Origin of the sequence: Melioribacter sulfuriphilus (assembly GCF_051488685.1) — a bacterium.
Classification (GTDB): Bacteria; Bacteroidota; Ignavibacteria; order Ignavibacteriales; family Melioribacteraceae; genus Melioribacter.
The window spans coordinates 477826-499512 of the sequence record NZ_JBPSEH010000001.1 but is presented as its reverse complement, the minus strand read 5'-3'; the positions used below and the strand labels follow the sequence as shown (position 1 = coordinate 499512).

10 protein-coding genes are annotated in these 21687 nt (G+C 38.2%); all 10 read left to right on the top strand.

The annotated features are described in order from the left end of the window. Nucleotides 1–15 precede the first annotated feature (15 nt). The 10 genes from ACSSV9_RS02095 (at nt 16) to ACSSV9_RS02050 (ending at nt 21630) form a co-directional block, all read left to right on the top strand. Nucleotides 16–1593, top strand: coding sequence for a sodium:solute symporter family transporter (locus tag ACSSV9_RS02095; RefSeq protein ID WP_437345556.1), 1578 nt, complete (start codon nt 16–18; stop codon nt 1591–1593). 16 nt (nt 1594–1609) lie between these two features. Continuing rightward, nucleotides 1610–4006: a glycoside hydrolase family 31 protein gene (locus ACSSV9_RS02090; protein ID WP_437345555.1), complete on the top strand. Its 2397-nt coding sequence runs from the start codon at nt 1610–1612 to the stop codon at nt 4004–4006. Between the two features lie 9 nt (nt 4007–4015). Further along, nucleotides 4016–5812: a glycoside hydrolase family 13 protein gene (locus ACSSV9_RS02085; protein ID WP_437345554.1), complete on the top strand. Its 1797-nt coding sequence runs from the start codon at nt 4016–4018 to the stop codon at nt 5810–5812. A gap of 5 nt (nt 5813–5817) precedes the next feature. Further along, on the top strand, nt 5818–7470 hold the full coding sequence (locus ACSSV9_RS02080; RefSeq protein WP_437345553.1) for a peptidylprolyl isomerase: 1653 nt from the start codon (nt 5818–5820) through the stop codon (nt 7468–7470). Nucleotide 7471: 1 nt separating this feature from the next. Next, the gene (locus ACSSV9_RS02075; RefSeq protein WP_437345552.1) at nt 7472–10153 is read left to right on the top strand and encodes a TonB-dependent receptor; all 2682 of its coding nucleotides are present in this window, start codon (nt 7472–7474) and stop codon (nt 10151–10153) included. Between the two features lie 20 nt (nt 10154–10173). After that, nucleotides 10174–13827, top strand: coding sequence for a hypothetical protein (locus tag ACSSV9_RS02070; protein WP_437345551.1), 3654 nt, complete (start codon nt 10174–10176; stop codon nt 13825–13827). Between the two features lie 15 nt (nt 13828–13842). After that, nucleotides 13843–14889, top strand: coding sequence for a PorV/PorQ family protein (locus ACSSV9_RS02065; RefSeq protein WP_437345550.1), 1047 nt, complete (start codon nt 13843–13845; stop codon nt 14887–14889). Between the two features lie 43 nt (nt 14890–14932). Then, complete coding sequence (locus tag ACSSV9_RS02060; RefSeq protein WP_437345549.1) at nt 14933–16768, top strand: carbohydrate-binding module family 20 domain-containing protein; 1836 nt, start codon at nt 14933–14935, stop codon at nt 16766–16768. A gap of 58 nt (nt 16769–16826) precedes the next feature. Beyond that, complete coding sequence (locus ACSSV9_RS02055) at nt 16827–19709, top strand: alpha-amylase family glycosyl hydrolase (RefSeq protein WP_437345548.1); 2883 nt, start codon at nt 16827–16829, stop codon at nt 19707–19709. A gap of 238 nt (nt 19710–19947) precedes the next feature. Beyond that, entirely contained in the window at nt 19948–21630 is a 1683-nt protein-coding gene (locus tag ACSSV9_RS02050) for a glycoside hydrolase family 9 protein (RefSeq protein ID WP_437345547.1), read from the top strand. Nucleotides 21631–21687: the final 57 nt, after the last annotated feature.

The following is a 21687-nucleotide window of genomic DNA, read 5'->3' as shown; positions in this document are numbered from 1 at the left end:
ATGATGTTATGCCCTATGAATGGTGTGATAAATATATATGACGGTATAATAATTATTGGCTATCTGCTAATAGTTATTGTTATTGGTCTCTATTCAAAATTCAAAGATAAGGGTGTCGACGATTATTTCCTGGCGGGCCGTAGCTTAAACTGGGTAATAGTTGGTTTCTCGTTGTTTGTTACAAATATTTCGAGCGAACATTTAATTGGACTGGCTGAGTCGGGTTCGCAAAGAGGATTGGCTGTGGGGCAATATGAATTGATTGCCATTTTCCTGCTGGTTTTGCTGGGATGGATGCTGGCTCCTTTATATAAAAAGTCAGAAGTCCTTACCTCACCTCAATTTTTTGGAATTGTTTACGGAGAAAAAAATAGAAAACTGTTTGCAGGACTAACGATATTCTCGCACATTTTTACGAAAATTCTTGTAACACTTTTTGCCGGTGGAATCCTTTTTAATGCAGTTCTGGGATGGAGTTTGTTTTCCTCTGCCATAATTATAATTCTGGCAAGCGGAATTTATACTTTGATAGGAGGTTTTTCGGCTGTTATAAGAACCCAAATTTTTCAAGGAATTTTATTCCTCATTACATCCGCAATTTTTGCGTTTATCGGATTGAAGGAAATCGGTGGCGTCGAGCAATTGTTTCAAAAGTTGCCAGCTGACTATTTTCAGATGTTCAAACCGATGGACGACCCTGAATTCCCCTGGACGGGCATTCTATTCGGAGCTCCTATTATTGCTTTCTGGTACTGGTGCACGGATAATTACATTGTACAACGTATACTCGCTGCAAGAAGAGTTGAAGATGCACGAAAGGGTACTCTCTTTGCAGGATTACTTAAAATCTTGCCGATCTTCTTATTTGTAATTCCGGGGATGACTGCTGTGGTACTCTATCCTGAATTGAAAGGAAATTATGCTTACACGTCGCTCCTTGTGAGCGACATTATACCTGCGGGAATAAAAGGACTTATAATAGCTGGATTTTTTGGTGCAATGATGTCGTCTTTGTCGGCTGCATTTAACAGCATAGCTGCTGTTTATACTATCGACTTCTATAAATCGACACATCCGGATGCATCGGAAAGGACTCTCGTTCTTGTGGGAAGAATGGCCACTATTATTGTGGTAGTTTTAACACTGGTACTTCTGCCATTTATAAAAATAGTTAATAACCAGATTTATCTATTTCTTCAGAGCACGCAGGCTTATGTAAGCGCACCGATAACTGCTGTATTTATTGCTGCACTTTTTGTGAAAAATATCAACTTTAAATCGATTTTCCTCGCATTGACTACAGGTGAACTTGTCGGCTTGTTTCGATTTGCAATCGAATCGATGAACAGAGGTGGTTATGTGACGAACGAAATTCTCTTGTTCCTGATTAATATCAATTATCTCCATTTTGCAATATTGCTCTTTGTGTTCACTTTGTCGGTGATGTTCTTATTCAATGCAATTTTGAAATCCCGGCATGCAAATCCGATTCTTCAATTTACTTCTTCGGGCAGCGTTTACGATAAACAAACAATTTTATTCGCAGGTGTCATTCTTTTTCTAACGATCGGCATCTGGTTTTTTTTCAGTTGAATAAACAGGAGATATAATGAAAAAATTTGCTGTCATCCTTTTTTTGGTAGTTATTCAATCTGTTGAAATTATTGCGGAATTCGAATTTGTAGGAAAAGTTAAAGAATATAATGTGCTAAACAATCGTGTTGAGTTCGTGCTGGATAATGCGAAATTCAACCTTTACGTTCTGGATCGAAATATAATTAGATTTAGATATACACAAAGAAATGAATTCGATGCTGCACCCTCCTATGCCATTGTTTATGAAATGCCAGAAAGAACCAATTTCGATTTTAACGACTCAGGCGATGAATTTGTTATTACCACATCGGAATTAAAGATAAAGATTTCTAAAAATCCCTGCCGTGTATCAATCTACGATAAAGACAATAATCTTGTTAATGCAGATCATAAAAGTTTCGGCGTTGCTTTCGACGGCGACGACATAAGATGTTTCAAAGAATTAAACACGAATGAAAGATTTTATGGACTCGGCGAAAAATCGGACGGACTATTAAAGAATGGCAAGCAATATACTCTCTGGAATAGCGACTTTCCTGCATACGATACACGCAAGGACGAATTATATCAGTCAATCCCTTTTTTCATCGGGATTAAAGATTACAAAGCCTACGGCATCTTCTTTGATAATCCGTACAAATCCCATTTTAATTTTGGGGCAAGCAATAACCGGTTTTACTGGTTCGGAGCAGAGAAAGGTGAAATGGATTATTATTTCATATACGGACCTGACATCAAGAGAGTTATTTCCGATTATACTAAATTAACCGGTAGAATGGAATTGCCACCAAAATGGGCTCTCGGATATCAACAAAGCAGATACAGCTATTATCCCGAATCGTCGGTACGTAGAGTTGCGAAAGCTTTCCGTGACAGTAATATTCCGTGTGATGTCCTCTATCTTGACATCCATTATATGGACGGATACCGGGTATTTACTTGGAACAAGGAGCGATTTCCGCAGCCTGAAAAAATGCTTTCGGATTTGAAAGAAATGGGATATAAAGTTGTACCGATTATCGATCCAGGAGTTAAAGTCGACTCGAACTATTTTGTTGCAAAAGAGGGTGTTGAAAAGGACCTCTTTGCAAAATATCCGGACGGAGAATATTATCAGGGAGAAGTATGGCCAAGCTGGGCGTATTTCCCGGATTTCACTAAAAAAGAAACACGAGAATGGTGGGGCGACAAACTATCGCTTTTTCTTAAACAGGGAGTTGAAGGTTTCTGGAACGATATGAACGAGCCTGCTGTATGGGGACAAAATTTCCCGGATATCGTTCTCTTTGACGATAATGGATATAAAGCCACACATAAAAAAATTCATAATGTTTACGCATTGTCGATGGCACGAGCTACTGCCGAAGGATTAAAAAGATATTCAGACAGAAGACATTTTGTTTTAACACGCGCTGGTTATGCTGGTATCCAAAGATATGCAGCAGTCTGGACGGGTGATAATGTTGCCAACGACGAACATCTAATACTTGCTTGTACAATGTCGCTTGGTATGGGACTCAGTGGTGTACCGTTCATTGGTTCCGACGTAGGCGGTTTTATCGGAGAACCTTCGGATAATCTTTACAGAAGATGGTATCAATTAGGAGCTTTTACACCGTTTTTCCGGGGTCATTCTGCTGTAGATACCCGTCAACGCGAGCCGTATAATTTCAGCGAGTTTGTTGAAAAAGACGTGCGCAAAGCGATCGAAATGAGATACCGTCTACTTCCATTCTTATATAATGAATTTTATAACTCATCGATGACGGGTTTGCCCATTATGAGAGCCATGTTTGTAAACTATCCAGAAGATGAAAATTCATACAGTCGCGAGGCTCAATACCAATTCATGGTGGGCGAAAATCTGCTGGTAGCTCCCGTCTTAATATCTTACGATAAATTCAAAAAACTTTATCTACCCGAAGGAAAGTGGTACGATTGGACAAACAACAGTGTGGTCGACGGCGGCAGGTGGATAATTAAAGAAGTGCCACTCGATGAAATTTTACTTTTTGTTAAAGCTGGCGGAATTATTCCAATGCAGGAAGTAGTTAACTACGTTGGCGAAAAAGAGATCGACTCGCTCCGCTTTCTTGTATTCCCGACTGCAAATTCGGAATATCAATTCTACGAAGACGATGGCATTTCTTATGAATATAAAAACGGTCAATATTCTCTTACGAAGTTCATTCTTAATACCAATGGCAAGCAGATATCCCTTAAAGCGACAAAGGAACACAAGGGTTACAAAAGCAGCGTCAAAAAATACGAGTTCCTTTTTGTAGGTGTCGAAAAGCCGCGCACTTTAACAGTCAACGGCAATAAAACAGATGATTTCCATTTTGAAAATAACCAATTAAGCATACAGCTACCGGTGTCGGATAACATTACAATTGAATTAAAGTATTAGGATAATGATATGAAATTTGTTACAACGATTTTAATCATCTTTTCGACTGCGTTTATTTTCGGACAAGTAAGATTCGATGAGCCACCGCAGTGGGCAAAAGAAGCAATTTGGTATCAAATTTTTCCTGAACGTTTCAATAACGGGGATAAATCGAACGATCCAAAGCCAGAAGACATGGAAGGCGCCTGGCCATATTTTACACCAAAAGGCTGGCAAACTCATCCTTGGACTTCTGACTGGTATAAACTCCAACCATGGGAAGAAAGTACGGGTTTCGACTTTTACAGAAATGCAGGCTTAAGAAGATACGGAGGCGATATTAAAGGAATTATTGATAAACTCGATTATTTAAAAGAACTTGGGATAACGGCAATTTATCTCAACCCTGTTTTTGAATCGCCGTCGTTGCATAAATACGATGCTTCGATGTACCACCATATCGATAATAATTTCGGGCCAGATCCTGAAGGCGATCGACTAGTTTGGGAAAAAGAAAATCCAGAAGATCCTTCTTCCTGGCAATGGACTTCGGCAGACAAACTTTTCCTCGAATTGATAAAAGAAGCTCACAAAAGAGAGATTAAAATAATTATCGATGGAGTATTCAATCATACAGGCAGAAATTTTTGGGCTTTTCAGGAGATAATAAAGAATCAACAGAATTCCCGTTTTAAGAACTGGTATACAATTAAAAAATGGGACGATCCCACAACACCTGAAGACGAATTTGATTATGAAGGCTGGTACGGGGTTAAAGATTTACCTGAAATTAGAGAAGACGAAAACGGAATAGTTGAAGAGCCTGCGGAACATATTCATTATATAATAAAGAGATGGATGGATCCAAACAATGACGGCAATCCCGAAGACGGTATTGACGGCTGGCGACTCGATGTAGCAGAAATGGTTAATCATACGTTCTGGATTAAATTCAGAAAATGGGTCAGGGAAATTAATCCCGAAGCTTATCTGGTCGGTGAAGTATGGTGGAAGAACTGGAACAATAATGAAATGTTTAATGCTGCTCCATGGTTACAAACTCAGTTCGATGCAGTAATGAATTACAGATTTACGCGCGCGGTTAAAGACCTCATTTTTTCGAAAAAGTTTTTTACTGGTGTAGATGGTTTCATCGACACTGTTAATACTATGATGAAACAATACGGTATTAATTTTTATGCAATGATGAATTTAATGGGAAGTCATGATACCGAACGGCTGGCTTCCTTGATTGTTAATCCCGATAATATGTATGACCAATCGGGCAATCCTGGACAAAATCCCGACTTCGATGTAAGGAAACCAAATGAAATCGAAAGAGAAAAACAAAAACTTGCAGTTGCATTGCAATTTACGCTTCCAGGTGCGCCTCACATTTACTACGGCGACGAAGCTGGAATGTGGGGTGGCGATGACCCCGACTGTCGTAAGCCGATGATCTGGAAGGAATTAAATTATGAAGTCGAGAAATCGCATCCATCTGGAAAAGCCCGACCTGCAGATTCAGTCTTTTTTGACCAATCGCTTTTTGATTGGTATAAAAAAATGGCGGCAATTAGAAAGGACAATAAAGTTTTAGCAATTGGTACTCTCGAATTCAATGACAAATTAGCTGAGAAAAATATACTGGCATACAAAAGAATTTTAGGCGAAGAAGAAATTATTGTAGTTGCTAATATCGATAACGAGCAAAAGGAAATTGAAATTAACCAGACGAATACAAAGACCGACCTGATTACGGGAAAGGCAATAAATTGCAGCGGAAAAATTTCATTAAATGGTTATCAGATAATGATATTAAAGTAGAAATTATGAATAGTAAACAGTATTTAATTTTGATTGTCTCTTTACTTGTAACATTCAAGCTGGCTACTGCTCAACATAAAGATTCAGCATTGGCAGTAGTAGGCGAAAAAATTATTAATGTAAATGATTTTGTTTCGCGTTATGAAGAATATTTATTGGCTTCCGGCATTAAAGACAATATTACTACGCGTAAAGCAATTTTGAACAATATGATCAATGAAATTCTACTTTATTATTATGATGACAACAGTGCAATTTTTAATAATCCAGAATACAATAAAGAGCTCGAATGGGCAAGAAAGCAGACTATATTAGCTTACTTGAAAGACCGTGAAATTTATGCAAAAATAACCGCTACTGAAGAAGAATTGCGAGACGCATTCTTAAAGACAAATCAAAAAGTAGCTGCGAGACATCTCTTTGCTTTTACAAAAGAAGAAGCAGATAGTTTATATGAGCTTCTTCGTAACGGCGCTGATTTTGATTCTCTTGCTAAAACTATTTTTACGGATAGTTTACTTGCTAATAACGGTGGATATCTGGGATACTTTAGTTGGGGCGATATGGACCCCGCATTTGAAGATGCTGCATACAAAATGAAAATTGGTGAAATTTCTACACCAGTGAAGACAAAATATGGATATAGTATTATTAAACTCGAAGACAAAGTTACATTGCCAATAATTACCGAATGGGAATTTCAAAAAAAGAAATCACACATGATGCAGGTAGTACGTTTACGTAAAAAACGCGATGCCGAGTTAAATTATATGAACAACATGATTAATTTCGATAAAATCAAATTCAACCAGGCAGGAATTAATAAACTTTACTACTTACTATTAAAGGCAGACAATAAAGAACAATTTAATAATGATGCGGCAGATGTTTGTGCAGAATACAACGGTAAAGCATATTCAGTAGCAGAACTATACAACGAAATTAATGCCATACCAAGTTATCATCGAACTAAAATTACAGATACACACTCCCTTGAAACAGTTATAAAAGGAATTATTTTACAAGGAATATTATTAAGTACTGCCGCTGAAAGAGGCTATGATAAAGAGTTAGAAGTAGAGAAGGTTATCGAGAAATATCATAAAAATCTCTTCCTGAAATATAAACGTGAAGAGATTCATAACGCGTATAAATTTGCAGATAGTGCTATTTATCGTTTTTATCTGGAGAATCCACAATATTTCAAAAAAGAGCCTTTGCTAAAAGTTCAAGAAATAGTAGTAGAAAATAAAGAATTGGCAGATACTATTCGTAAATGGCTCGACAATAACGACAATTTTGGCAAACTGGCAAAAGAATATTCAGTGCGAAAGTCCACTGCGGTAAATGAAGGAGTGGTCGATTTTACAGCTGCTTCTAATTTTGGAATTCTTAAAGACAACTTATTAAACGCCGAACCAGGTGAGCTGATAGGACCGGTCAAAACTGGAAATGGATACGCAATAGTTAAACTTTTGGGCAAGAAAGAAGGTGGATTGATACCTTATGAACAGGTAAAAGATAGTGCGGAAAGATTGCTCAAAAAAGAAAAGTCAAAAATGATAATGGAACAATACATAAACGGGAAAAAGAAAAATATAGATATCAAAATAAATGAAAAATTATTGAGTGAAATTGAAATATTAGAGGAGTCATAATATGAAAAAAGTATTATCGATTGTAATAGTAATGATAATATCTATTGTGCAGGTTGTTCAAGGAGGAACGACCGGTAAACTGGTCGGAAAAGTAACCGATAAAAAGACGGGGGAACCACTTCCGCTTGTTAATATTATTCTGGAAGGCACAACAATCGGCGGGGCAACTGATATTGATGGAAATTACATTATTCTTAATATACCGCCGGGGAAATATACTGTTAAATATCAGTTCGTTGGTTATCAAACCGTAATTGTAAACGATGTAAAAATATCGATTGATCTTACAACTGTACAGAATGTAGAAATGGAAGAATCTGCTGTTACACTTGGAGATATTGTAGTTAGTGCAGATGTTTATGGCATCCAGAAAGACATTACTTCCAGTCAGGCTAAAGTTACTTCCGAGGAGATAAGCAATTTACCTGTGACTGAATTAAACGACGTATTGCAACTTCAAGCAGGTGTCACAAAAGGAGCAGGGGGCGAATTTCATATTCGTGGCGGGCGATCTTCTGAAATTGCTTACTGGGTTAACGGTATCTCGGTTACCGATGCTTTCGACAACAGCCGTGGTATTGAAATTGACAACAGTAGCGTCCAGGAATTGCAAGTTATAAGCGGTACCTTCAATGCAGAATACGGACAGGCTCTTTCTGGAATTATTAACGTTGTAACAAAAGAAGGCAGTTCAAAATACGATGCCAATGTTAAAGTCTACACCAGCGATTATCTTTCGAATTTTACTAAATATTTTACTGGGATCGACAAATTTAATCCAGTTGCAAATTATAATTTCCAGGGCAGTTTGAGTGGTCCCATACCATTTACTAATAATAAACTTACTTTCTTTTCAAATGCAAGATACGTCTATGACGACGGTTATCTTTATGGTATAAGAAAATTTAATCCAGACGGTACAACTGGCGACGGCGAGCTGGTCCCAATGAACTGGAATAAACGTTTTTTAGGCCAGTTGAATCTTAGTTTATGGGCAACTTCTGCAATTAAAATGAATGCCGAATTGCTCTATTCTACTGAGGATTTTAGAGATTATAATCATTTCTTTAAATTAAATCCTGATGGCGACGTTAATAAATTTTCGGATAGCTATAATGCAACATTTACTCTTACTCATACACTTTCGAGCAGGACTTATTATACTGTTAAAGTTTCCAATTTTTTTAAGGAATTTAACGAATGGCTCTACGAAGATCCTCTTGACTCAAGATATTTGCATCCCGATTCTTTAATTACAGTAAGCTATGCCTTTGCATCAAAAGGCACAAATCTTCACAGATTCTTCAGAAGTACAAATTCACTTATCGGTAAATTCGATTTTACAAGCCAGATTACGGATAAACATCTTGTAAAATTTGGGGTTGAAGGACGCTGGCATAAAATTGACGTGGACGATTATAATTTGGAGCCCTTGAGAGTAAATGGTGTGCCTGTAGAACCTTTTGTACCTTCAATACCTGCAGAGAATACACCGAATAGAACAAAATATTCGAATACACCGTATGAATTTTCTGCATATATTCAGGATAAAATCGAGTATGAAAGTGTGATTATTAACATCGGTGTTCGTCTCGATTATTTTAATTCGAATGCCAAAGTATTGGTAGACCCAACAGATCCAAACATTTATTTACCGTTAAGAGAAGAACTTGCAGCTTTGAGCATCGAAGAAAGAGAACCATATTTTTATAAAAATGCAACACCGAAATGGGCTATTGGTCCTCGCTTCGGTATTGCATATCCAATTAGTGACAAAGGAGTATTACATTTTTCATACGGACAATTTTTACAGGTGCCCACGTTCCAGTATCTCTACAATCGCGGGCCGTATTACGTGCCCAATACTGGAAGCGCTTATGGACCGTACGGCAATCCAGACCTCAAGCCACAGAGCACTGTTATGTACGAAATCGGACTCAGGCAACAATTTTTCGAGGATTATACTGTAGATGTAACTACATTTTATCGCGACATAAGAAATTGGATTACTGCAGGTCCACTTATAATCACTCGAAATCTTGTTAGTTATTCTACCTATATAAATAAAGATTATTCTAATGTGAAAGGGATTACATTAAATCTTAATAAACGTTTCAGCAATCATTATGCTATCGACCTTAATTATACTTATCAGGTAGCCGAAGGTAGCAATTCCAACCCAGAAGATGAATTTTATGCACAACTTGGCAATAACGAACCGACATTGTATTTAATTCCGCTCGACTGGGATCAGAGACATCTTGTTAACCTCTCTTTCTTTGTGGGAGACAATGATTGGGGCGCATCTCTTATTGCCAGATACGGCACTGGATTGCCATATACTCCTTCTATTACACAGTATATCGCAGACAGGGGAATAACTTCTGGGTTGCAAAGAAATAGCAGGCGTAGACCTACGCAACATGTTTTTGACCTTAGACTACACAAAACATTTGATATCGCCGGTATCTCCCTTACATCGTTTTTGAATGTATTTAATTTATTCGATACACGTGTGGTAGTTAACGTTTTCGGCGATACCGGTAAACCCGATTATACGACAGAAGGAAGAAATGTGGGCGACGATCCTAAACGTCCTAATTCGGTAGAAGAATATTTGCGGTATCCCACTAACTACGGTGAGCCGCGTTTAATTCAATTTGGTTTAGAATTATCATTTTAATGGAAAGCAGGAGAACTGATATGAACAAGAGCATCAAAATTTTATGCATAATTGTTTCCATGATGATGACTGTTAATATTTATGCACAATATACTCCGGGTAAAGAAAGAGGCGACCCGACCAAAAGAACTAAAGGACAGATGGAAGGAAACCGTATCAGGACTACGGTATTTAATTTCGGAATGACTGGAAGAGAAGGTGGACAGTATCCCATCTCTGTTCAAACTCCATACGAATGGCCTAAAAATACCGGTCAAGTATATCTGGCTATGCAGGGAGTATTTGTCGGTGGTGAAGTTATCGATAATGCAGGCGAAAGACAGAGGATTATAGACGTCTTTAATTTCCGTCAATCTCCGGAAGGGAAAACATGGAATTTCGAGCCTGTACCAGGATATTTCAACGAAAAGAAAAATGAAATTGCAACGAGTGTGGATGAAGAAACTTGGCCCGCTTTCTGGCCGGATAAAATGAACGATGAAGTTGACCCCGGCTGGCCAGGTTCATGGAATGGATATTTTGGTAAGAATGTATTTAACGCTGACCAGGAAATGTTCTACAGAGCCTCTGACGATAAATATGACCGCTATGTGAACTATTTCCCCGACACTACTGACATGACACGTAAAGGTCTCGGCATTCTCCTTGATGTTCGTGCACTTGCCTGGTCACAAGTACTTGTCGAAGACGCTCTCTATTTATTGCATTACATCAAAAATGATGGCACAAGGGATATCAATAAAGTTGGCGTGACGGTATGGTATGCCGATTTCGTAGGCGGAGACGGTGATTCTCAGGATGATATTTCCGAGTTCGACTTGCTCGAAGATATTGCATGGTCGAGAGATAACGACCACAAAGCGCCTACATTCGGTTCCGATCCTGTCGGAATTGTAGCTGTTTCATTCCTCGAAACTCCTGGTAATGCCACCGATCGAATAGACAATGACGGCGATAGCCCTGAATTAAACAATTTTATTTCTGCTGAGATGCTCGAGGGTGAAACTCCTGATAATCTCGTTGACGACAACGGAAACGGTCTTATCGACGAAAATCAAACTCACATTCCTTTCGGAGTTCAACGCGGCGTTACTTATGCTGACCGTATAGCTCAACCCGTAGATCCGGAATATGTAACCAAACATCCACGATTTAAAGTGGAAGCCAATAGTCCAACTGTCACACAAGAAATGATTAACCAGGTTTCTGGGGTTAAATGGAATATTTGGCCACCGCTGGATGAATTCCAGAAAGGACAGATCCATTTAATTATGGTAACACAAGATAAACTAGGATTCCCATTTAAAGATGGAATCGATAACGATAACGACGGCGAAGGAGGCAGTCCTGTAATTACACAACAAATGATCAACGCCGCTGCTCAAGATGCTCCTTACTTCAGATACAGAGTTAATGATAAAATCATTCTCTATAATGTGGTAGCTTCGACTTTAGGAATGAAATATGCTGATGGAGTGGATAATAACAACGACGGATCAATTGACGAAGGGATTGATGATGGCATCGATGTATTAATAGATGAGGCTCGAAATGATGGTATTGATAATGATTACGATTGGGATCCGATGAGAGACGATGTGGGTTTAGATGGAGTTGCTCAATCGGGTGACCCAGGCGAAAATGATTCGCATCCAACTTCTGGTGCACGTTTAGGATTGCCTGGAGAACCAAATGTTGACGTTACAGACGTAAGCGAAACAGATCAGATCGGTATAACTAATGCCGATTATGTACCTGCAGGTGGTTTGAATATCAACAGCGATGCTCAAATGTGGTTCGACTTTATGATTCCAGGTAAGTTCTATGACCCTCAGGAAGTCGTAGCAGGTGAATATGACTTATTTGTGTCTTCAAGTCTTTTCCCCTTGAAAGCTGGACAAACAGAACCTATATCATTGGTTGTTTTGCTGGCCAATGGCCCTGTTCCAGATCCCAACGGGCAATTCAGAAAACAGGAGATTTTACGTAAAAGAGTACGCGCTCAGGAAACCTATAATAACGATTACCGCTTTGCAAACGCACCTCTAATTCCAACTCTAACTGCAATTCCGGGTGATAATAAAGTTACTCTTTATTGGGACGACGTAGCAGAATCCTCTTTTGATCAATATATAGATGCAATTGGTGGCAACGGTCACGATTTTGAAGGCTATAAACTCTACAGGTCTTCGGATCCCGCTTTTCAGGATGCGGAAAATATAACTAACGGTTATGGAAACAGACAATTTAAAACCCCAATTGCACAATTCGACCTGGTAGACGGTATTCAGGGATTCGATCCTGTTGGCATAGACGGAGTAAAGTATTTCTTAGGTACCGATTCTGGAATTAAACATTCGTTCGTAGACACAACAGTTCAAAATGGCTTTACATATTATTATGCTCTGGTAGCTTATGACTTCGGTTATCCTGAAGGACAAATTATACCTTCTGAATCTCCAATACGTGTTTCGTTACAACAGGATGGAAGTGTTAAACTTGGTTCTAACGTTGTAAGAGTTACTCCAGAAGCTCCTGCAGCTGGTTATATTGAACCCACGCTTGGTACAATTACACGAGTAGAAGGTTCAACATCAGGTACGATATCTTATGAAATAGTTGATATAAATAAAATCAAAGAAGGCCACGTCTATCATATCGTATTCGAAGATACAATTAAGACAGCACAACGTCCTGGACAGCCCGATACGTTGACAACAAAAAATTATTCTCTGATAGATTCTACAGAAAACAAATTAGTAATCAACAAATCCACGCAAATAAGCGAGATTTATGAACAGCCGATAGTAGATGGTTTCAGACTGAAGTTTAAGAATGAAAGCAGAGTTGAATTAAACCGCTCTGAATCAAAATGGAGCGACTCGACAATTGTGAATTATCAATTTGAAAAATTCGTATGGCCTACAGGTCTCAAAGGCGAAGAAAGACCCAATGACTACAGAATTGAATTTGGTGAGCTGGGATTCGGAACATCGATAGAAGGAAAACTCGGCAATAATGTTTTTCCTGCCAAACCTGTCAATTTCAAAGTGTTCAATTTAAGTAGAAATGAATATATCGATTTTATCTTTGTAGAAGTAGATGGAAACGATGGTAAGTTGTCTACCAACGGAGCAAAGCGTGACAGGATTATTTTTGTAGAACCTGATAAAAACAATATTCCAGTTTATACTTGGTGGTTCTATCTGCTGGATACTCCAAATCCGACAAATGGCACACGATTGCCTCAAGCAGGTGACATTATTACTATTAAATTGAAAAAGCCATTCCTTTCGAGCGATAAATTTAGATTCGTGGCAAGGAAGGGATACATCGATACGGAAAAAGCAAAAGCGGAACTCGACAATATTAAAGTGGTTCCGAATCCGTATGTAGCAACAGCGTTGTGGGAGCCAAAAAATCCGTACTCCAGTGGTAGAGGTCCTCGTTCCATTCATTTTACACACTTACCCAGTAAATGTACAATCCGAATTTTTACAGTAAATGGTGAACTGGTAGATGTGATCGAACATGAAAGCCCATATAACGATGGTTCAGCTGAATGGAATTTGTTAACTAAAGATAATCTCTCGGTTTCGTATGGCGTTTATATCTATCATGTCGATGCGCCAGGAATCGGAAGTAAAACCGGTAAATTCGCCATAATTAAATAACTGGGAGTAAGCGAGATGAAAATTTTAAGGAGTAAAAACGTGAATATAAAATATCTATTGACTGTTTTAATCTTCTGCATATTAAGCGTTTATCCACTGCAAGCTCAGAAGGTTACCAAAACAGGTACAACAGCGGCTAAATTCCTTAGTATAGGAATTGGACCCAGAGCAAATGCAATGGGTTCAGCGTACAGCTCGGTTGCTAACGACGTTACAAGTATGTATTGGAATCCAGCTGGAATTTCTTATATGAAGGAAATTCAGGCTACTTTTACTTATACAAAAATGTTTGCCGATTTAAACGTTAATTACTTCGGAGTGGTTATTCCAGCAGGAGACTACGGTTCTTTTGGTTTCAATGTTACTGCTCTAACTATAGGCGATATGGAAGTAACTACTGAGTATTACCCCGAAGGTACCGGTGAAACATTCAGTGCCGGCAGTTATGCATTTGGTATTTCATACGGTCGATTTATAACACAGGATTTTTCGATTGGCGTCAATGTGAAGTATATAAGAGAAAATATATTTAATTCAACTGCAGAAGGCATCGGCTTTGACATTGGTACGATTTTCAATACACCTTTTTATGGAATCCGATTTGCCAGCAGCATAACAAATTACGGTTCTAAAATGAAAATGGAGGGAGAAGATCTTCTTATTCGGCACGACTCCGACCCGCAACGAGCAGGCAATAACGAAACACTCGATGCTTATTATAAAACTGAAGAATTCGAATTGCCATTAAGATTGCAAATCGGAATATCAAAAGAATTCCAATTTCTCAATGATCAAAAATTTGTTTTTTCTGTAGATGCAATACACCCGAACGACAATAATCAATGGGTAAATATTGGGGGAGAACTATCGCTTTTCAATAATCTTTTTTGCCTGAGAGGTGGATATAAAGGACTCTTCCTGAAAGATAATCAGGAGGGATTAACATTGGGTACAGGTATCAACTATCAATTCGGAGTTTTGAGAATTATGGTTGATTACTCGTATCAAAAATATCAATATCTCGATAATATCCACAGCTTTGGAGTAACTATTGGTTTTTAACCAAACTAAATTATTAATTCATTTAATGTAACATGGAGGTATCATGAAAAAACTAATTCCATTTTTCATATTGCTGTTTGCCTTTGCATCTCTTAAGGCTCAGAATTATAATGTAACTTTCAAAGTTGATATGAGCGTGGAGATTGCCAAAGGTAAATTCGACCCCGCCTCGAATCAGGTATCAGTAAGAGGTAGTTTCAATTCTTGGGGAGAAACACCTATGGCAGATGCCGACGGGGACAAAATTTACGAGGTAACTGCTCAAGTACCCGCTGGTAAGCTCGAATACAAATTCTTTCACAATGGAGCTAATGCTACAAATGGCGGTTGGGAATCAATTAGTAATCGTGTTGTAGATAATGTTGCTTCTGACCTTGTACTCGACGTTGTCTACTATGATGATATCCCAATGCCATCTGGAAATCCCGCCCAGGTAACCTTTAAAGCCGATATGAGACTTCCAATTAAACAAGGCGAACTCATACCCGGCACGGGTAAAGTATTTGTCGCCGGTAGCTTCAACAATTGGAGTACTTCTCAAGATGAGTTAACTGATGACGACAATGACTCGGTTTATTCAAAAACCGTCGAAATCAATTCAGGACAAACAATCAACTACAAATTCCTCTATACTAATAAAAGCGGCGGTACAACGTGGGAAGGAGATCCGAACAGAACTTACTTTGTGCAAGATGGAGAAAACGTTATTGAAAGATATTTCAATGATGTAAATCCAAATGTACAACTTGCAGATGGCAACATTACTTTTAATGTTGATATGAGTGTACTGGAAGAACTTGGAGTTTATGATCCGGCTGTCGATCAATTGCAGGTAAGGGGAGGATTCAACGGATGGAGTGATAGTGACCCTGCACGTTCGCATATGAATCAGGACCCACTTTTCCCGAGCAATTGGTTCTTGCAGGTACCATTTGAAAAATACGAAGTAAATTCAGTACTTCAATTCAAATATTATGTTTCTTTAGCAGATACAGCAGGCGAAATTTGGGTTGATGGCTGGGAAAGACCACTTTCGATGGGTGGGGGAAATAGAGAAGCAATTTTCGAAGGTTCCAACGATCAGGTGCTCGACATGGTTTACTATGACGATGTATTTCCACAGTTCGTTATTCCTGAAGGTCAACAAATTTCAGTTACTTTTCGCGTGAATATGGCCGATGCTATGGACCCAGATAAAACAGGCGAACCTATGCAACCAGGAGATAAAGTATACTGGATAAGTGAACAACCTCTGTTTAGTAAATTGATGGGTTGGGAAGATAGCGATGAACAAACCTATTTTGAATTGACTGACCCCGATGGCGATAAAATATATGAAGGTACATTGACTGTTTCTGGACCCGGTATCAATGCATTCGAGTATAGATATGCTTTCCAGAGAGCTAGCGATGGCACTTTCAAACAGGAAACAGCCGGATATGGTAAAAATGCATACCGTGTTCGTTATTGTGCTATGACCGGCTCGCGTCAGTTCGTCCAACCGTATACTGCTCCTCTCGATAACTGGACAGATCAAGAAGATAAATCAGATCAGGTAGAAAGTTGGCCAGAAGGTCTGCCGACAGATATTCGTGAAATTCAATCCTCTGTTCCAAATAATTTTACTCTCGAGCAAAATTACCCCAATCCTTTCAATCCGACTACACGTATTAGATTTACAATACCAAACAGCGACTTCGTCACACTTAAAGTATTTAACGCTTTAGGAGAAGAGGTAGCCGTTCTTGTAAATAAAGAAATGAATGCTGGCAGCTACGAAGTTGATTTTATTGGGTCGAAATTAAGCAGCGGAATTTATTTCTATACTCTCAAAACTTCAACATTTACCAGAACGATGAAAATGCTTCTCATTAAATAATTAAATTATTGGAGCCCTGAATAAGGGCTCCTTTCAAAAATTATAAGAGTGAATTGATATGAAAAAAAGTATACTTGTATGGATTTTTTTAATTACGGAATTGATTCTTGCCCAGAGCAGTTCAGGCACTCAATTTTATACCATACCACAATATCCAATCCAGACCGACACAATTACAATTACATTTGATGTAACTAATGCAACTCATCAAAATAAAATTGCAGGTTATCAAGGTGATGTATATGCTCATACTGGCGTTACATTGAGGGATAATAAGGGGAATGTAACGGCTTGGCAAAATGTAATCGGCAATTGGGGTAATAATTCAGTCCAGCCCAAACTCACAAGAATCACAGAAAACGTTTATCGGATTACAATCGAAAACCCGAGAAAGTTTTATAATGTTAGTAATCCTTCGGTAGATATTACTCAACTCTGTTTTGTTTTAAGAAGTAGCGACGGTTCAAAACAAACCGAAGATATATTTGTGCCGATTTATGATCCAGGAATTACAGTAGTATTGAAATCACCACAAGCCGCTAATTATTTTGGTGACCCGATGCGTTCTCCTTATTTTATTGCCGACAACAAGCAGGTGCAGATTTCTGCAAGAAGTGTTGCAATCGGCACATCTACAAAAAGTATCAATATGATCATTAACGATCAATTAGTCGGTCAATCATTTACAGATTCCATAGAGTATACTTTTGTACCTAATCCGAATCAACACACAAACCTGGTCAGGATAATTGCCGAAAGCATTTTCGGCCAGAAAGATACAGCCATCTTTGCCATTGTCAATGTTCCGCAAATTCCCGAAATGCAACTGCCCGAAGGTCTTCAACATGGAATTAATTATAGGGACGACGGAATTTATCTTGTCCTGTTTGCCCCTTATAAAAAATTTATTTATCTGCTCGGCGATTTTAACGACTGGAAAGTAGATAACAATTATTTGATGAATCGATACCAGATACGACCCGATAGCGTAATTTACTGGACTAAATTAAGTAATTTGGAACCAGGTAAAGAGTATGCGTTTCAATATCTTATAGATGGTAGCTTAAGAATACCGGATCCCTATTCTGAAAAAATACTTGACCCGTGGAACGACGCTGAGATACCAGTAACAATCTATCCAAATTTGAAAGCATATCCTTACGGTAAAACGGAAAACATCGTAGGAGTTTTCAATACAACTCCGAAAAATTACAATTGGAAAGTAACTGATTTCAATAAACCACCAAAAGAGAAGCTTGTTATTTATGAAATGCTGGTGAGAGATTTTGTACAAACCCACAGCTTTGCTACTTTGATCGACACAATTGGTTACTTTAAAAAACTCGGTGTGAATGCAGTTGAACTTATGCCAGTTATGGAATTCGAAGGTAATTCAAGCTGGGGATATAATTCCATGATGCATTTTGCAGTAGATAAATATTATGGCCCTGCAGAAAAGTTGAAAGAATTTATCGATTCCTGTCATGCCAATAATATTGCAGTGATTTTAGACGTTGTTTTGAATCACGTTTACGGATTAAACCCAATGGTGAGAATGTACTGGGACACTACTCAGGGAAGACCAGCCGCTAATAATCCGTGGTTTAATCAGGTGTCACCCAATCCTGTTTTTTCGTGGGGCTACGATTTCAATCACGAAAGCAACAACACAAAATATTATGTTGACAGAGTTACATCTTACTGGTTAAGTGAATTTAAAGTAGACGGATTCAGATTCGACTTCACAAAAGGGCTTACGAACACTCCAGGCGACGGCAGCAGTTATGACGCTGCACGCATTAAAATATTGAAAAGAATGGCCGATAAAGTCTGGAAAGTTGACCCAGAGGCTTACGTTATCCTTGAACACTTTGCAGAAGATCGTGAAGAAAAAGAACTATCTAATTATGGTATGATGCTCTGGGGAAATCTGAATTATAATTATTCGGAAGCTGCAATGGGATGGAACGATAGCGGCAAGTCAAACTTCTATAGAATTTCCTATAAAGCACAGGGGTTTTCAAAACCTTACCTGGTCGGATATATGGAAAGTCATGACGAGGAAAGGTTGATGTATAAAAATTTAAATTGGGGGAATTCTTATGGCGATTACGATATTAAAAAATTGAATTATGCTCTCTCGAGAATAAAGTTAGCAGCTGCATTTTTTATTACAGTTCCAGGACCTAAAATGCTGTGGCAATTCGAAGAATTGGGATACGACTATTCAATTGATTACAATGGACGGCTTGGTGAAAAACCAATTCGATGGGACTATTATACGCAGCCTCAACAATCTGAACGACAGAAACTTTTCCGCTTTTTTGCAGAACTAATAAAATTGAAAAAAAATTATTCAGTCTTTTCGACCGACGATTTTAACATGAATGTAACCGGACCGACAAAAGAAATAACTCTACTCGATTCTGTTGTGAATGTGAAAATCATCGGTAACTTCGACGTCTTATCCCGCTCTGCAAATTATTCTTTTTCCCAGAATGGATACTGGTATGACTATTTTACCGGCGATAGCGTGCTTGTCGAAAATGGAAGTTCGTTTATTAGTCTTCAACCAGGCGAGTTTCATCTATATACATCAAAAAAATTACCAACTCCATCTGATGGTAAAGAAATAATTACTAAAATGGAAAATGATTTAAATGGCATAACAAATCGTTTTGTGATTGCTCAGAACTATCCAAATCCTTTTAACCCAGGCACTACACTTGAATGGTCGCTGCCAGAATTCGGCAGAGTTGTAGTTAGACTTTATAATATCCTCGGCCAGGAAATCGCGGTGCTCCTGGACGAAATTCAGGCGCCCGGCAAACATTCGTATTACCTGAATGCAGATAAATTAGGCTTAACAAGTGGTACATATTTCGTCAATTACAATCTGAACGGATTTATTAACACACAAAAGATCGTTTTGATTAAATAATTGTAATTACACGATCGTTGAGTTAACCAATTAGGTTGTTTTCGAAGCAAAGCAAGAGTTCGGTAAACTGCATATTCTTTACAATCAGAATTTCATTTCTGCCTATTTAAACTACAAATTTTTCCTTCCTTGAAAGATCGTGGTGCTTTATCCAATTAATTCAAAAGTCTGTTACGCACTATCAATATTTTTAATTATTTTTGAAAAAATTTAATCCATAATTTCATCGAGGCGTAATATGAAAAAGGTTACGTTTTTGTTCTTCTTTGCCACTTCTTTAATAATAAGTGCAGGCGATTTTTCAATAAATCAGGCAGGATATTTAATAGTTGCGCCAAAGTATTTTTTTATTAATGAGCCGGCAGATTCGTTTTATTTACATGATGCTGCTGACGGAAAAATAGTTTTTAAAGGTGAAATTAAGCTTAAGACTAAGAGTGATCCTGCAAGCGGAATGGAAATTTATATTGGTGATTTTTCAGATTTTAAAAATTCTGGGAAATTTTTTATAACACTCCCTAACGGAAAAAAATCTGCACCATTCGAAATTTCTGATACAGTTTATAATCACTTGTTTAATGCATCCTTGAAATCGTATTATTATCAAAGGTGCGGCGTTGGACTCGATCAAAAATTTGCGGGAGGTTATGTTTACGGAAAATGTCATACAAAAGATGCTCGTTTTCATCCATTAGCTGGAGATGGCTTTAAGGATGTTACCGGTGGTTGGCATGATGCTGGAGATTACGGAAAATATATTGTAAATGCAGGAGTTTCCGTCGGCACTTTATTGATGGCTTACGAATTTTTCCCTGCCAAGTTCCTGAGCGATAGCTTGAATATTCCAGAAAGTGGAAACGGAATACCGGATATTCTGGACGAAGCTATATTTGAGATCAATTGGATGCTAAAAATGCAACGTGAGGATGGTGCTGTTTTTACTAAAGTGACTAAAGAAAAATTCGAAGATTTTGTTATGCCCGATAAAGATACCGAAGACGGACGTTTGATTTATCAAATATCGTCAACGGCAACAGCGGATTTTGCGGCTGTTTTAGCGAAAGCCTCTAGGTTAATAAAAGATTACGACCGGGATTTGTCAAAAAAATTTCTGGATGCAGCAATTTCTGCCTGGAAATTTTTAAGCGACAATCCAAATATGATTCCTGCTGGAGGCTTTAAAAATCCCGAAAGTACCGTGACAGGTGAATATGGCGATAGGGACGATTCGGATGAAAGGGCATGGGCTGCCTCAGAACTATTTATGACAACAGGCGATAGAGAGTATCTTATTTATTTTACTGAATATGCTCGCAAAAATAATTTCCACTTTAAATCAATAAGCTGGTCGCAATTGAATGACCTGGCTAATTTTACAATTCTGGTCAATAGTTCTAAAAGAAATATTCCAGATGAAATCACGGATAAAATTAAAGCTGAACTATTGGGTTATTCGGATTACCTTTTAGCCAAAAGTAATAAAGACGGTTACGGTGTTACAATATTGCCCGGCGAATATCGATGGGGTTCTAACTCTGACGTTTTAAACAATGCGCTCATTTTAATTATAGCTTATGAAATTACAGGTGAGAAAAATTTTTACAACTTAGCACTGGGACAACTTAATTACATTTTAGGAGCAAATGCGCATAAAGTTTCATTTGTTACAGGAATAGGTTCAAACTACGTGCGCAATCCACATCATCGACCTACTGCGTCGGATGGAATCGACGAGCCAATACCTGGGTTTTTGTCTGGTGGTCCGAATCAATATTTACAGGATCCCGTTTTACTAAAATTGTTTAATAAAAATACCCCTCCTGCCCTCTGTTTTGCAGACGATACAGGAAGCTGGTCGTCGAATGAAATTGCAATTAACTGGAACGCTCCTCTTGTATTTGTGAGTGGCTATTTTAAATGAAAAAATTGTAAACCCTGCTTGGACTCTATTTGTCAAAAAATAAAAAATTAAACGGGG

Excerpts from the sequence above, each read along its gene's own strand:
- ACSSV9_RS02095 (WP_437345556.1), top strand. The coding sequence starts at position 16 with ATGAATGGTGTGATAAATATATATGACGGTATAATAATTATTGGCTAT.
- ACSSV9_RS02090 (WP_437345555.1), top strand. The coding sequence starts at position 1,610 with ATGAAAAAATTTGCTGTCATCCTTTTTTTGGTAGTTATTCAATCTGTT.
- ACSSV9_RS02085 (WP_437345554.1), top strand. The coding sequence starts at position 4,016 with ATGAAATTTGTTACAACGATTTTAATCATCTTTTCGACTGCGTTTATT.
- ACSSV9_RS02080 (WP_437345553.1), top strand. The coding sequence starts at position 5,818 with ATGAATAGTAAACAGTATTTAATTTTGATTGTCTCTTTACTTGTAACA.
- ACSSV9_RS02075 (WP_437345552.1), top strand. The coding sequence starts at position 7,472 with ATGAAAAAAGTATTATCGATTGTAATAGTAATGATAATATCTATTGTG.
- ACSSV9_RS02070 (WP_437345551.1), top strand. The coding sequence starts at position 10,174 with ATGAACAAGAGCATCAAAATTTTATGCATAATTGTTTCCATGATGATG.
- ACSSV9_RS02065 (WP_437345550.1), top strand. The coding sequence starts at position 13,843 with ATGAAAATTTTAAGGAGTAAAAACGTGAATATAAAATATCTATTGACT.
- ACSSV9_RS02060 (WP_437345549.1), top strand. The coding sequence starts at position 14,933 with ATGAAAAAACTAATTCCATTTTTCATATTGCTGTTTGCCTTTGCATCT.
- ACSSV9_RS02055 (WP_437345548.1), top strand. The coding sequence starts at position 16,827 with ATGAAAAAAAGTATACTTGTATGGATTTTTTTAATTACGGAATTGATT.
- ACSSV9_RS02050 (WP_437345547.1), top strand. The coding sequence starts at position 19,948 with ATGAAAAAGGTTACGTTTTTGTTCTTCTTTGCCACTTCTTTAATAATA.